General features: G+C 69.2%; 9 protein-coding genes. 4 read left to right on the forward strand and 5 right to left on the reverse strand.

Annotation, left to right across the window (positions count from 1 at the left end):
* Positions 1-6: 6 nt before the first annotated feature.
* Genes GGR88_RS09010 through GGR88_RS09025 form a run of 4 tightly spaced genes read left to right on the forward strand, consistent with a single transcriptional unit; the run spans position 7 to position 7,712 of the window.
* Positions 7-2,133 (forward strand): autotransporter assembly complex protein TamA, encoded by a 2,127-nt coding sequence (locus GGR88_RS09010; RefSeq protein ID WP_167954168.1) that lies wholly within the window; start codon positions 7-9, stop codon positions 2,131-2,133.
* Positions 2,133-6,398, forward strand: coding sequence for a translocation/assembly module TamB domain-containing protein (locus GGR88_RS09015; RefSeq protein WP_167954169.1), 4,266 nt, complete (start codon positions 2,133-2,135; stop codon positions 6,396-6,398). The genes GGR88_RS09010 and GGR88_RS09015 overlap by 1 nt, the downstream gene beginning before the upstream one ends.
* Positions 6,399-6,402: 4 nt before the next feature.
* Positions 6,403-7,095, forward strand: a complete 693-nt coding sequence (locus tag GGR88_RS09020; protein ID WP_167954170.1) for a hypothetical protein — start codon at positions 6,403-6,405, stop codon at positions 7,093-7,095.
* A 47-nt stretch (positions 7,096-7,142) separates the two neighbouring features.
* Complete coding sequence (locus GGR88_RS09025; RefSeq protein WP_167954171.1) at positions 7,143-7,712, forward strand: hemerythrin domain-containing protein; 570 nt, start codon at positions 7,143-7,145, stop codon at positions 7,710-7,712.
* A gap of 4 nt (positions 7,713-7,716) precedes the next feature.
* Here the strand turns inward: GGR88_RS09025 and GGR88_RS09030 are convergent, their stop codons facing one another.
* The 5 genes from GGR88_RS09030 to GGR88_RS09050 form a co-directional block, all read right to left on the reverse strand.
* The gene (locus GGR88_RS09030) at positions 7,717-9,042 is read right to left on the reverse strand and encodes a sugar MFS transporter (RefSeq protein WP_167954172.1); all 1,326 of its coding nucleotides are present in this window, start codon (positions 9,040-9,042) and stop codon (positions 7,717-7,719) included.
* Between the two features lie 120 nt (positions 9,043-9,162).
* A complete protein-coding gene (locus GGR88_RS09035; RefSeq protein ID WP_167954173.1) occupies positions 9,163-10,353 on the reverse strand; it encodes an acyl-CoA dehydrogenase in 1,191 nt (396 codons plus the stop codon).
* 77 nt (positions 10,354-10,430) lie between these two features.
* The gene (locus GGR88_RS09040; protein WP_167954174.1) at positions 10,431-11,225 is read right to left on the reverse strand and encodes a tryptophan 2,3-dioxygenase; all 795 of its coding nucleotides are present in this window, start codon (positions 11,223-11,225) and stop codon (positions 10,431-10,433) included.
* Positions 11,226-11,313: 88 nt separating this feature from the next.
* Complete coding sequence (locus GGR88_RS15065) at positions 11,314-11,919, reverse strand: DVUA0089 family protein (protein WP_209023227.1); 606 nt, start codon at positions 11,917-11,919, stop codon at positions 11,314-11,316.
* Positions 11,920-12,053: 134 nt separating this feature from the next.
* Complete coding sequence (locus tag GGR88_RS09050) at positions 12,054-14,150, reverse strand: RelA/SpoT family protein (RefSeq protein WP_167954175.1); 2,097 nt, start codon at positions 14,148-14,150, stop codon at positions 12,054-12,056.
* Positions 14,151-14,183 lie beyond the last annotated feature (33 nt).

Here is a 14,183-nt window from a genome sequence, read left to right on the forward strand (position 1 = left end):
CGTCGCATGGCTGGGTTGGGTGTCGCTGCGACGAGCTGGATCGGCCTTGCCATGGCCCAGGCGGCCAACCCTGCCCCGCCCACTCCGAGCCAGAGCGCGGTGGACGCGGCACCGCAGGGGTCGCTGCTCCCCACCCCGGCCGAACCGATCATCCCGAACAGCCAGTTCGAAGAGGCGTTGCCGCCCGTCGATCCGGAGCTGAACGCGCCGCTCGCCGACATCGACGACGTGTTGCCCCCGCCCGCCCCCGACGCGCCGGCCGAGAGCGCGCCGGCTCTCGCAGGCCCGGTCCCGGCCGATCCGGCGCTGAGCGAGCCGCTGCCGGCGCTGTCGTCTTTCGAGGTGACGCCCGAAGCCGACCTGCCCGGCATGGAAGAAACGGAGCAGGCGGCGACGGTCCGCTACGACGTGGTCGTCACCGGGCTGGACGAGGTCGGGCTGGAAGGCACGTTCAGCGGGCTGTCCGCGCTTGACGACGGCGACGGCGAGGCGGCGAACGGCGCGGTGCTGACCGCACGGGCGCGCGAGGACGAACAGCTCGCGCTCCGCATCCTTCGATCGGAAGGCTATTATGACGGGGTGGTCACCTCGTCGGTTGAGGTGCTGCCGGACACGCCGGGCCGCGTTCGCGCCACCGTCGCCGCCGTGCCGGGTGGCCGCTATTCGTTGGGCACGATCACGCTCGACGGACCGGAGACGGTGCCGCCCGGCCTGGTGCGCGATGCGTTCCGGCTGAACAGCGGCGATCCGCTGGTCGCCGCCGACATCGAGGGGGCGGAGGCCGCGATCAGCCTGAAGCTGCCGCAGCAGGGCTATCCCTTTGTTGAGCTGGGCGCGCGCGACGTGGTCCTGGATGCGACCACGCTGACCGGCGACTATACGCTGCCGGTCGATCCCGGCCCGCGGTCGAGCTTTGGCACCTACAGCACCACGGGCGACCTCGCCTTCGATGCCGAGCATGTCGGCGTGCTCGCCCGGTTCGAGGAAGGGCAGATCTACAACAGTCTTCTGGTCGACGACCTGAGGCAGGCGCTGATCGCGACGGGATTGCTGGCCACGGCATCGGTCGAGCCGGTCCGCACCGGCCGGATGGGGCCGGAGGGCACGGAGGTCGTCGACCTGCTGGTACGCCAGGATGCCGGCCCCGCGCGGCGGCTGACCGCCGGTGCGGGCTATGGCACCGGCGAGGGCTTCCGCCTGGAGGGCACCTGGACGCACCGCAACCTGTTCCCGCCCGAAGGAGCGCTGGGCGTGCAGGCGGTGGGCGGCACGCAGCAACAGCTGCTCGGCGTCAACTTCACGCGGTCGAACGCCGGCCTTCGCGATCGCACCGTGTTCCTCGGCGCGTCGGTGTCGCAGAACGACTATGAGGCGTTCCAGGCCTATACCGCGCAGATCAGCGGGCGGATCAGCCGGATCAGCACGCCGATCTGGCAGAAGCGCTGGACCTACGCCTATGGCTTCGAGGTCATTGCGACCAACGAAACGGTGTTCCGCAACATCAACGCCGACGGCGATGACCAGCGCGAGACCTATTTCGTCGCAGCGCTGCCCGGCGAGGTGACATATGACCGGTCGAACAGCCTGCTGGACCCGACCCGCGGCTTCAAGATCACGGCGCGGTTGAGCCCGGAAATCTCGCAGCGGGACGGCGGTCCCAACAGCCAGTATCTGCGCGGGCTGCTGGAAGGGTCGGTCTATTATCCGGCGACGGACGCGCTGACGGTGGCGGGGCGCGTGCGGGTGGGATCGATCCCCGGCGTCGCCCGCGAGGACCTTGCCCCGTCGCGGCGCTATTATGCGGGCGGCGGCGGATCGGTGCGCGGCTTCGGCTTCCAGCAGCTGGGACCGCGGGACGCCAACAACGACCCCATCGGCGGACGATCGCTCAACGAGTTCGCGCTGGAAGGCCGTTACCGCTTCGGCGACTACGGCGTGGTCGCCTTCATCGACGGCGGGCAGGTCTATGACAGCGTGACGCCCGGCTTCAACGATCTGCGCTTCGGCGTCGGCATCGGCGGACGGCTCTACACCAACTTCGGACCGCTGCGCGTCGACATCGCGACGCCGCTCGGCCGGCGCGAGGGCGAGCCGACGGTGGCCCTCTACATCTCGATCGGACAGGCCTTCTGATGGCGGACGAGCCCCTTTCCGCCGCGGAACCGCAGACCGAGATCCAGGATCAGGAGGAGCGCGGCCACAGCCGTCGCTGGACCGCCGGACGCGTCGCCGCCTGGGGCGCGGGCGTGTTCGGCGGGCTCATCCTGCTGCTGGTGCTGGTCGTGCTTGGGCTCAACACCGATCCCGGCCGCCGCTTCGTCGCGCGGCAGATCAGCGGGTTCGAGCTGGCATCGGGGCTCCGGTTCGAGGTCGGGCGTCTGGACGGGTCGCTTTACGACCAGCTGACGATCCGCGACCTGCGCATCCACGACGCGCGCGGCGTGTTCGCAGTGGTGCCCGAAGTCGCGCTCGACTGGCGGCCTTTCGCCTTCATCAACAACCATGTCGACGTCCGGTCCGCCCGCATTCCGTTCGCGCGGGTCGCGCGCCTGCCGGAACTGCGCCCCAGCGAGGAGCCGACCGACCCCAACGCGCCGCTGCTGCCCAACATCGACATCGACATCGGACGATTGCAGGTCGACCGGCTGGTGCTCGATGCGCCGGTGTCGGGCGAGCGGCGGGTGGTCAGCCTGACCGGTCAGGCGAGCATCGCGGACGGGCGCGCGCAACTGGAAACCCGCGCGGCCGAGCTGGGCCGCGGCGACCGCCTGCAGCTGAGCCTGGATGCGGTGCCCGACGCCGACCGGCTGGACATCAACGCCCGCGTCAACGCGCCGGCGGGCGGGCTGATCGCCTCGCTGGCGGGGCTGGAGGCGCCGCTGGTCGCAACGATCGACGGGCGCGGCAGCTGGGCGGCCTGGAACGGGCGGGCGCAGGCACGGCTTGGCGGGCAGCCGCTTGCCGATCTGTCGCTGCAGGCGCGCGACGGCACGTTCAGCCTGCGCGGGCCGACCCGCCCCGGGCTGATCCTGGCCGGCCCCGTGGAGCGGCTGACGACGCCGCAGCTGAGCGTTGATGCGCGCGCGACCTTTGCCGAGCGGGTCGGCACCGGCCGGATCCGGCTGACGTCCGATGCCCTGGCGGTGGACGCGCAGGGTGGGCTGGACCTTGCCCGCAGCCGGTTCAATTCGGTGCGGGTGGATGCGCAGCTGCTGCAGCCCGGATCGATCGCGGAGAACCTGAACGGCCGTGACGTGCGCGCGGCGGTGATCCTGGATGGCCCCTTTGCCACGCCGCTGGTCGATTATGCCGTCACCGCCGCGGCAATCGGCTTTGGCGAGACGGTGGTCGAGCGGCTGCAGGCACGGGGGCGTGCGCGGGTGGATGCCGACCGCATCCTGATCCCCGTCCAGGCACGCGCGGCGCGGGTCAGCGGCCTCAACGCCGCGGCCGGCGGCCTGTTGACCAACGTGTCCCTGAACGGGCAGCTCGCCTGGGCGGGCGACACGATCCTGTCGGACAACCTGCGCATCCGGTCGGACCGGATCGACGCGACCGCTCTGGTGGTCGCGGACCTGTCAACCGGCATCTACCGCGGCGCGCTGCGCGGGCGGGTGAACGACTACGCCATCGACGGTGTCGGCATCATCAACCTCAACACCGACATCAACCTGACGACGACGCCGTCCGGCGGGTTCGGTCTTGCCGGGCGGGTGGCCGCTCAGACGGTGCGCATCGACAACCAGAGCGCGCGCGACTTCCTTGGCGGTCGCACCTACGTGTCGGCGCAGGTGAGCTTTGACCCAGAAGGGGTGGCGGCGATCCGCAACCTGCGGCTGAACGCGCCCTTGTTCCGCATCACGTCGGGCGACGGAAGCTATCGCCCCGACGGGCGCATCACGTTTAATGCCGTCGGGCTGTCGGACATCTATGGGCCGCTCCGTGTCGGGGTGACGGGGACGGCGACGCAGCCGCTGATCCGGCTGCAGGCGGCGCGGCCAAATGTCGGCGTGCAGTTGACCGACGTGGATGCAATCGTGCGCGGCACCGGCCGCGGCTATCAGGTCGATGTCACCGGCGGTTCGCCCTACGGACCGTTTTCCGCCGATCTGTTCGTGGCCACGGGCGCAGGGCCGCTGACCATCGACATCGCCGATGCGCAGTTCGCGGGCGTGAACCTTGCCGGTCGGGTCGTCCAGACGGCCGCCGGTCCGTTCAGCGGTCGGCTGACGCTGGCCGGACAAGGCCTGCAGGGCGTCGTCGGACTGGGCGTGCAGGACGGCGTGCAGCGTGCCCGCGTGTCGGCGCGTGCGACCGGGTTCCAGGTGCCGGGCGACGCGCCCATCCAGATCGGCCGGGCGATCGTCGAGGCCGACATCGTGCTTTATCCGGCAGCCCCGCTGATCGCTGCCGATGTGCAGGCCGCCGGCGTGCAGTCCGGCGGGATCACCATCCAGACCGCGCGGGCGCGGGTGAACTATCGCGGCGGCCGCGGCACCGCGCAGCTGCTGGCCGAAGGAAACAGCGGCACCAGCTTCCGCATCGCCAGCACCGTGGAGCTGACGCCCGATCTTTACCGCGCCGCGCTGAACGGCACGGTGGGCGGAGTCGACCTGCGGACGGCTGCGCCGGCGGTGATCGAGCGGGCGGCCGATGGTTATGTGCTGCGGCCGACCGTTATCGCCGTCGGCGGCGGGCGCGGCCAGGTGCGGCTTGCCGGGCGGTTCGGCGACAGCCTGCAGGCGCAGGCCCGTCTCGATCGCTTCGACCTCGCCATCCTGAACGCCTTCACGCCGGGCGCGGGCCTGGGCGGCGCGGCGACGGGAAGCCTTGATTTCGCGCAAAGCGGGGACGCGTTCCCGCGCGCCGACATGCGCCTGAACATCGACAATTTCACCCGCTCGAGCGCGGTGTCGGTGTCGCAGGCGATCGACGTGTCGCTGCTCGGCACGCTGCGGCCCGAAGGCGGCAACCTGGCGGCGGTGATGCGCCGCGGCGGCGGGGTGATCGGGCGCGCGCAGCTGCGGCTGCAGCCGGTGAGCGGCGCGGGCGGCTGGACCGAACAGCTGGCCGCGGCGCCGCTGGCCGGCGGGATCCGCTACAACGGCCCTGCGGACGCCCTGTGGTCATTGGCCGGCATCGCCGGGCAGACGATCTCCGGCCCGATCGGCGTGGCGGCGGACTTCTCCGGCCGGCTCGACCGGCCGCAGCTGAACGGGGTGCTTCGCGCCAATGCGCTCACCTACACCAACGACATCTATGGCACGCGGATCAGCGCCATCCGGCTGAACGGGCGCTTCTCCAACGACCGGCTGGAAATCACCGAGTTCGCAGGCCGTGCCGGCGACGGCACCGTCAGCGGCGCGGGCACGGTCGGGCTGTCGTCGGCGGCGGGCTTCCCCATCGATCTCCGCGCGCAGCTGCAGAACGCGCAGTTGGCCCGGTCCAATGCGCTGTCGGCGACCGTCTCAGGCAACATCGCGGTGACCAACAGCGCCGCGAACGGCGGGCTGATCGAGGGTGAGCTGCGGCTGCCGGAGATCCGGTACGAGGTGGTCCGCCAGGGGCAGGCGGAAATCGCCGAGCTGGAGGGCGTGCGCCGGCGCGGCAGCCCGTCGCCGGCCGAGCTGGCGGCACGCCAGCGTCAGCAGGGCGCCGCCGCGGCGTCGCCGCCCGGACTGTTCAGGCTCAACCTGCGCGTGCGCGCGGACAACCAGCTGTTCGTGTCCGGAATGGGCCTAGAGTCGGAATGGGGCGCGGACCTGCGCGTGACCGGCACCAACGCCGCGCCGCGCGTGGTCGGCAATGTGGAGCTGGTGCGCGGCACCTACAGCTTTGCGGGCAAGCGCTTCGAGCTCGACCAGGCAAGCCTGATCCGCTTCGACGGCGGGCCGCTGACCAATCCGGAGCTGCAGATCGCGGCCGAGACGACGGTGGACGGCATCACCGCCACCATCGACATCACGGGCCGCGCACAGAACCCGCAGATCGCGTTCGGATCGGTGCCCACGCTGCCGCAGGACGAGGTGCTGTCGCGGCTGCTGTTCGGCAACAGCGTGACCGAGCTGTCGGCCACGCAGGCCCTGCAGCTGGCGGCGGCGCTCAACTCGCTGCGCGGATCGGGCGGCGGCGGGCTCAACCCGCTCGGCACGCTCCGCTCGGCGACGGGCATCGACCGGCTGCGCATCCTGGGTGCGGACGAGGCGACCGGGCGCGGAACGGCGCTGGCGGCGGGGACCTATATCTCCAACGACATCTACCTGGAGGTGATCACCGACGCGCGCGGCTTCACCGCCACGCAGATCGAGATCGCGCTATCCCGCACGCTGAGCCTGCTGTCATCCACGGGAAGCTTCGGCGGGTCGAACGTCAACCTGCGCTACTCACGGGATTATTGAGGCGGTGGGCGCGGCGGTCATCGCGGCCGTCGCCCTGATCGGGCTGCAGCCGCCGCCGGTCGCCGATCCCGACCCGATGCCGGGCGACGACATCGTCGTGTCAGCGCGGCCAGGCAGCAGCCCGATCGATCCCGTCGCGATCTTCCGGCGCCGCTGCTTCGATCCGATGCGGCGGACCGGGCAGCCATCCATTCGCACGACCGGTGACTGGCGGGCGCTGACGCCGCGTGAGCGGGACCGGGCGGGGATCCGCCAGGCGGCGGCACCCGCGGGCGCGATGCGGGACGGGGTGAGCGGCCTGACCTTTGTCATGTCCGCCTCCACCGCGCAGATCACGCATGGCCTGGTCGAGGACCGATGCACGCTGGTGCTGATCGGGTCGCCCGACATCCCCGCCCTGATCCGGGGGGTGACCGGGCTGATGGGGGCGGGCGGCACCACGCGGCATGTCGGCCGGCCGGACGGGAGCGCGGTTATTCCCGGATGGTCGCAGCGACTGTGGTCGGCGACGCCGCCCCGCGGGTCCTCCGCAGGGCGCGGGCTTCGGACGCGGACGCCGGGCGGCAGCTGGACGGTGGTGACGGACCCCGGGCTGTTCTACGCCGATCGCGACTATGTCGCGGTCGAACTGATCGTCCGGGAGGCAGGGGCGCCCACCGCGATGCTGGTGCTCAGGCGAACATACCGCCCGCGCTGAGCCGGTCGAGACTGGACGCGCCCTGCCCCCGCCACCATGTGACCGCCATGGCGGATGATCTGATGCTGGGCGTGCGGCGGGGCCTTCCGGACGAGGTGGCTTACTTGCGTGCAGCCAACCCGCGCGAGGGATGGCGGGCGGCGCCCACCTTCGGGCAGCTCGCCGACTTCTGGCTGAACGTGCACGCGCAGCTGCGGCGGGAAGGCGGGGCGGTTGAGGCGCTGACGGCGGGGCTGATCGACGGCAGCATCGCGCGCGAGACGTTCGCGCCGCGGTTTGTCGCCGCGCTCAACCAGCATCTCGGCCACCTCGACATGCATCATGGCATCGAGGACCAGAGTTATTTCCCAAAATTCCGCGCGCTGGATGTGCGGATGGCCGCGGCGTTCGACCTGCTGGAGGCTGACCACGCTGCGGTGCACCGGATGCTGGAGGAGACGGTGTCGTCGGCGCGCGGCCTGCTCACCGCGCTTGCCGCCGGGGACGCCCCGCGCGAGGCGGAGGCCTTTGCCGCCCGGTCGGGCCAGCTGATCGCCCTCCTCGACCGGCACCTGGCCGACGAGGAGGAGATCGTGGTGCCCGCCATGCTGGTGCATGGCGAGCGGGCGCTCGCCTGACGCCTCAGTGTGCCGAGGTGCTGGTGGGGGTCGCCAGCACGTCGTCGGCAACGAGCGGACGGCGCGCGTAGAGGCCATAAGCGAGGATAAGGCCGTAGCAGATCGCCGGCAGGATCATCGCGAACTGCAGGCTGCCCGAGCTGTCGGCGAGCTGCCCGGTCAGCGGCGGGATGATCGCGCCGCCGACGATCGCGGTGGCGATCACGCCCGATCCTTCCGCCGCCCGCGGGCCGAGCCCTTCGGACGCCAGGCTGAAGATCGTCGGGAACATGATGGAGTTCATCAGCCCGATCGCCAGCAGCGACACGGCCGCGACATTGCCCGTGCTGTTGGTCGAGATGGCGAGCAGCGCGATCGCGCCGCCGGCAAAGGCGGCGAGCAGCTTTCCGGGCGAGATCCGCGTCAGCAGATAGGCGCCGATGAAGCGGCCGACGAGCGCACCGCCCCAGTAAAGCGCCACGCGCTTGCCGGCATCCTGGTCGCTGAGGCCGAGCACCTCCGGCTCCATCAGGTAATTGACGATCAGCGACCCGATCGCGACCTCCGCGCCGACATAAAGGAAGATGCACGCCGCACCCATGGCGAAGCGCGGACGGCGAAGCAGCGTGAGCGGCGCGAAGATGCTGCCGCCGGGCGCCTGCTGCTCCTGCAGGCGGTTGCGTCGGCTCCAGACGACGATCGCCACGACGGCGAGCGCCGCGGCGAGTGCCAGATAGGTGTGCACGACGACCTGCGTCTCTTCCGCGCGGTAGGCGGCGAGCGCCGGGCCGGTGAGCGTGGAGGCATCAACCGTCGCCAGCGATCCCAGGATCACGATCGACCCGACATAGGGGAAGATGGTGGTGCCCAGCGAGTTGAACGCCTGCGCAAAGGTCAGCCGGCTGTGCGCGGTGCGCGGATGGCCGAGCAGCGAGATGAGCGGATTGGCGACGACCTGGACGATGGTGATGCCCGCCGCCAGCACGAACAGCGCGAGCAGGAACACGCCGAAGGTGGCGGACTGCGATGCCGGCACGAACAGGAGGCAGCCGGCCATCATCGTGACGAGGCCGAGCGATGCGGTGCGCATGTAGCCGAGCCGGCGGACGATCGCGGCGGCCGGCAGCGAGATGAGCGCATAGGCCGCAAAGAAGGCGGATTGCACAAGCAGCGCCTGCGCATAATTGAGCGTGAACAGCTCCTTGAGCTTCGGGATAATGACGTCGTTGAGGCTGGTGATGCCGCCGAAGATGAAGAACAGCGCGAACACGAACCATTTCAGGTCGGGCGCGTCATATCCGTGCGACGCATCACCCGCCGCCGGCGGTGCCACCGGTGCCCCAATTGCCATGATTTACTCCCCGATCCTGAACTTTCGCGCCGTGCTTCGCCCGAACCGGAGGCGCGCGCAAGTGGAAGCGTTTCCAACCGCCTGAGAAACGAAGGCGATGGGTGCGCGAACGCGGCCTGACTAGAAGGCGGCAAGCCCCGTCTGCGCGCGGCCAAGGATCAGCGCGTGGACGTCGTGAGCGCCCTCATAGGTGTTCACCGTCTCCAGGTTCAGCGCGTGGCGGAGGACATGATATTCCTCCGAAATGCCGTTCCCGCCGTGGATGTCGCGGGACACGCGGGCGATGTCGAGTGCCTTGCCGCAGTTGTTGCGCTTCACCAGGCTGACCATTTCAGGGACCATCCGACCTTCATCGAACAGCCGCCCGACGCGCAGGCTGGCCTGTAGCCCGAGCGCGATTTCGGTCTGCATGTCGGCCAGCTTCTTCTGCACCAGCTGCGTGCCGGCGAGCGGCCGGCCGAACTGCGTGCGGTCGAGTGCGTAGGCGCGGGCACGATGCCAGCAATCCTCGGCCGCGCCCATCGACCCCCAGCTGATGCCGTAGCGGGCGCGGTTGAGGCAGGAGAACGGCCCCTTCAGGCCCTGCACCTCCGGAAGCAGCGCGGCCTCGCCCAGCTCGACCCCGTCCATCTGGATCATGCCGGTGACCGAAGCGCGCAGCGAAAGCTTGCCGTCGATCTTGGGCGCCGACAGGCCGGTCGCGCCTTTTTCGAGAACGAAGCCGCGGATGGCCCCGCCATGCGAGTCCGACTTCGCCCACACGACGAACACGTCGGCGATGGGCGCGTTGGAGATCCAGGTCTTCGCGCCCGTCAGGCGATAGCCGCCGTCGATCTTCTCGGCGCGGGTTCGCATCGAGCCGGGATCGGAACCGGCATCGGGCTCCGTCAGGCCGAAGCAGCCGATCCATTCGCCGCTCGCCAGCTTCGGCAGGTAGCGGCGGCGCTGCTCCTCCGTGCCGAAGGCATAGATGGGATACATGACGAGCGAGGATTGCACGCTCATCATCGATCGGTAGCCGCTGTCGACGCGCTCCACCTCCCGCGCGACAAGGCCGTAGGCGACATAGGACGCGCCCGCGCAGCCATAATCTTCCGGCAGCGTCACGCCGAGCAGGCCAAGCGCGCCCATCTCTCGGAAGATCGCGGGATCGGTGTGCTCGTTGCGGAAGGCTTCCACAACGCGGGGGAGCAGCTTGTCCTGCGCATAATCGCGCGCCGCGTCTCGGATGGCCCGCTCCTCGTCCGACAGCTGGTCGTCCAGGAGGAGGATGTCGTCCCAGTTGGCGAGGGTGCGAAGCGGAGCGTTCATGGCGTTCTCTCTGGCAAGATCATGTTTGCGCCTGTCCTACCCCAAAGCCGCAGGCTTTGACAGGAAGGCGCGCCGGATCAGAGCCGGGTCCGGAGCGACCAGAGCTCGGGAAAAGCGCGCTTGGGCAGCGTGGACGACAGGTAGCCGACGCCGGCGGTGCCGCCGGTGCCCTGCTTGAAGCCGATGATGCGCTCCACCGTGGTCACATGCTTGTGTCGCCAGGTGGCGGTGGCGTCGTCGATGTCGACCAGCTTTTCGGCCAGTTGGTAGAGGGGCCAGTAGCGGTCGGGATCGCGGTAGACGGCGAGCCACCCGTCCTCGACGGCGGTGCTTGGTCGATATGGCTGGCGCCAGTCGCGTTCCAGAACGCCCAGCGGCAGGTCGAACCCGGCGGCGGCCAGAGCCGCGATCGCATCGTCCCACAGCGAGGGCTGGTCCAGCGCCTGCTCCATCGCCGCAGCGGCATGCGGGCGATCCTCCTGGAAGCGGACAAAGCCTTCGTCCTTCAGGCCAAGGAGATATTCGACCGTGCGGAACTGGTCCGACTGAAAGCCGCTAGAGGTGCCGAGGACGCCGCGGAAGCGGGTATAATCCACAGGCGTCATTGTCGCGAGCACGTCCCACGAGAGCGTCATCACCGCCTGGATCCGCGACACGCGCGCGAGGATCTTGTAGGCCGGGACGAGATCGCCGGCGCGCACCATGGCCTTGGCTTCGTGCAGCTCGGCCACGATCTGCTTCAGCCACAATTCCTTGGTCTGGTGGATGACGATGAACAGGAGCTCGTCATGCTCGGCCGAGACGGGGTGCTGTGCGGACAGAAGGTCGTCGAGCGCGAGGTAGCGGGCATAGGTCATGTCGGACGTGGTCATGCCCGCATCCTAGCTGCGGATGACAGGCAACGGAAAGCGCCGCCGACCAGGGCAGGTCGACGGCGCCCGAAGTTGGTGATCGACGCGGTCAGGCGGTCGCGGTGTCGCCGGTACGGCGGCGGAGCGCAGTGCCGATCAGGCCGAAACCGCCGATCATCATCGCCCAGGTCGCGGGCTCCGGAACCGCGCCGGGACCGGACGCCTGGTCAACGCCAAGGATGTCGAATGCGAACTGGCTGGAGCGGCCATCAAGCCTTCCGGTGCTGTCGAAAGCAGGGCGGAAGTTGTTGACGTCCAGGCGGTTGCCGTTGGCGGTGAGCGGGAACGCGGTCAGCGCGACGATATAGTTACCGGCGGTGAGCGGCGCACTGAACCGCACGTCGTAGGAATTTGTCGTGGACGGATCGACCACTGACGATCCATCGTCATCCTCACCGATGAAGGTGCCATCGGCACGGAACAGGGCCAGCCGCGGATCGAACCCCCCGCGGCCGACAAGCGTGCCATCCGCCTGGGTGCCGCCGGCATAGGAGAAGCTGACCAACGTCACCGTCGACGCGCCCGTCGCGGTGAAGTTGAAGAACAACGGCGTGTTTGGATCGGTCAGCGTGCCGCGATAGGAAAAGTCGGCAGCGGCAGCGGGTACGGCCGCGAACGCGGCAACGGTTGCAGCGAGGATGGCAAGACGCTTCATGTTTCAAACCCCCTTTGATGACGGCGACGAGCCGATGCGGGGTCGGATTGCACCCCCCGTGCCAAGCGCGGTTTTCCGCCGAACTAACCGTGGTCGGGGCCGGTCGCTGTCAGCGTCGCCGACAACAAGGCGGATCAGCAGCGATCCGCAGCACTGATCGCGTCGGCGGCGCGAAGGGCTGCGACGATGCGGGTCAGGTGGTGGAGGTCGTGCACCTCCAGATCGACAAGGAAGCTGTGGAACTGAACGTCCCGGCTCTCCAGCCGCAGGTTCAGGATGTTCGCCTTGTGCCCGCCCAGGATGCTCGCCATCACGCCAAGTGCGCCCGGCTCGTTCTTCAGCACGATGCGCAGGCGGGCGGCGGCGCCGTCCGACCCGTCGCCCCAGGCAAGGTCGATCCAGTCGGCATCCTCGCCGCTCGCCAGTGTCGGGCAATCGATGGTGTGAACCTGGATGGGCGCATCCGGATGACGCAGGCCGACGATGCGGTCGCCCGGCACGGGGTGGCAGCAGGCAGCAAGGCCGAAGGCGACGCCGGGCGTCAGGCCTTTGATCGAGATCGCCTCGCGCTGCGGCGGCACCGCATCGACATCGGCCACGTCCCCGCCCGCCGAACCGGGCATCAGCGCCTCCATCAGCGCGCGGTCGCCGACCGACCCGCGCGCGACGGCGGCCATCAGCTCGGCCTCGGATTCGATGCGAAGTCGCTTCAGCGCCTGGCCCATCGCGTCCGCGCCGAGCTGTGCCGGCAGCCGCTTGACGATGTCGTCGTAGAGCTTGCGGCCGAGCGCAACGCTTTCCCCGCGCTCCTTGTGCCGGACGAAACGACGGATCGCGGCGCGCGCCTTGCCGGTGGTTGCAAAGCCAAGCCATGACGGCTGCGGCTCCTGCGCGTCCGACTTCAGGATCTGCACCTGGTCGCCGTTCTGGAGTTCGGTGCGCAGCGGCACCACGCGTCCGTTGACCTTGGCGCCCACCGCCTGATCGCCCAGGTCGGTATGAACCGCATAGGCGAAGTCGATCGGCGTCGCGCCCTTCGGCAGCTGGAACAGCTCGCCCTTGGGCGTGAAGGCGAAGATGCGGTCCTGGTACATCGCCATGCGGGTATGTTCGAGCAGCTCTTCCGCGCTGCCGGCATTGTCCAGGATCTCGATCAGGTCGCGAATCCAGCGCACCTGCGCGTCCGGATCATTGGCCTTCTGCTTGTAAGCCCAATGGCTGGCGAGGCCATGTTCGGCCTGTTCATGCATCTCGGCCGACCGGATCTGGATCTCGACCCGCATGTTTTCCGAATGGATCACCGCCGTGTGAAGCGAACGGTAGCCGTTGCGCTTGGGCGTCGAGATGTAATCCTTGAACCGTCCCGGCACGGTCGGCCAGCGCGCGTGGATCTGGCCAAGTGCGCGGTAGCAATCGTCCTGTGTCGGAACGATCGCGCGAAACGCCATCACGTCCGACAGCTGCTCGAAGCTGACGTGCCGCTCCGCCATCTTGCGCCAGATGGAATAAGGATGCTTCTTGCGCCCGCTGACCTGCGCCTCGATCCCGGCGGAGGCGAGCAGCTCGGTGAGCTTTTCGCTGATACGGGCGATGCGGTTGCCGTCGCCGGCCTCCAGCTGCTCCAGTCGGCGGGTCACGGAGGCGAAGGCATCCGGCTCCAGTTCGCGAAAGGCGAGCGTCTGCATCTCCACCATGAACTCGTACATGCCGATGCGCTCGGCAAGCGGCGCATAGATGTCCATCGTCTCGCGGGCGATGCGGCGGCGCTTCTCCGGCTTTGCGATGTGGTGGAGCGTGCGCATGTTGTGGAGCCGGTCGGCCAGCTTCACCAGCAACACGCGGATGTCGTCCGACATGGCGAGCAGGAACTTGCGCAGGTTCTCCGCCGCGCGCTCGCTTTCGGTCTGCGCCTCGATCTTAGACAGCTTGGTGACGCCGTCGACCAGTCGCGCGACATTGTCGCCGAACTTGGACCGGATCTCCTCCGGCGTTGCCACCGTATCCTCCACCGTGTCGTGGAGGATGGCGGTGGCGATGGTCTCGTCATCCAGCCGCAGGTCGGTCAGGATGCCGGCCACCTCGATCGGGTGGCTGAAATAAGGGTCGCCGGATGCGCGCTTCTGGCTGCCATGCGCGTGCATGGAGAACACGTACGCGCGGTTGATCAGCGCCTCGTCGGCATCGGGATCGTAGGCGCGGACGCGCTCCACCAGCTCATATTGTCTCAGCACGGCTTCAATGTGACGGCTGAGGCCGGCGATGCA

The sequence above is a fragment of the Sphingomonas jejuensis genome (assembly GCF_011927695.1).
Lineage (GTDB): Bacteria > Pseudomonadota > Alphaproteobacteria > Sphingomonadales > Sphingomonadaceae > Sphingomonas_K > Sphingomonas_K jejuensis.

Excerpts from the sequence above, each read along its gene's own strand:
- GGR88_RS09010 (WP_167954168.1), top strand. The coding sequence starts at position 7 with ATGGCTGGGTTGGGTGTCGCTGCGACGAGCTGGATCGGCCTTGCCATG.
- GGR88_RS09015 (WP_167954169.1), top strand. The coding sequence starts at position 2,133 with ATGGCGGACGAGCCCCTTTCCGCCGCGGAACCGCAGACCGAGATCCAG.
- GGR88_RS09025 (WP_167954171.1), top strand. The coding sequence starts at position 7,143 with ATGGCGGATGATCTGATGCTGGGCGTGCGGCGGGGCCTTCCGGACGAG.
- GGR88_RS09030 (WP_167954172.1), bottom strand. The coding sequence starts at position 9,042 with ATGGCAATTGGGGCACCGGTGGCACCGCCGGCGGCGGGTGATGCGTCG.
- GGR88_RS09035 (WP_167954173.1), bottom strand. The coding sequence starts at position 10,353 with ATGAACGCTCCGCTTCGCACCCTCGCCAACTGGGACGACATCCTCCTC.
- GGR88_RS09040 (WP_167954174.1), bottom strand. The coding sequence starts at position 11,225 with ATGACCACGTCCGACATGACCTATGCCCGCTACCTCGCGCTCGACGAC.
- GGR88_RS15065 (WP_209023227.1), bottom strand. The coding sequence starts at position 11,919 with ATGAAGCGTCTTGCCATCCTCGCTGCAACCGTTGCCGCGTTCGCGGCC.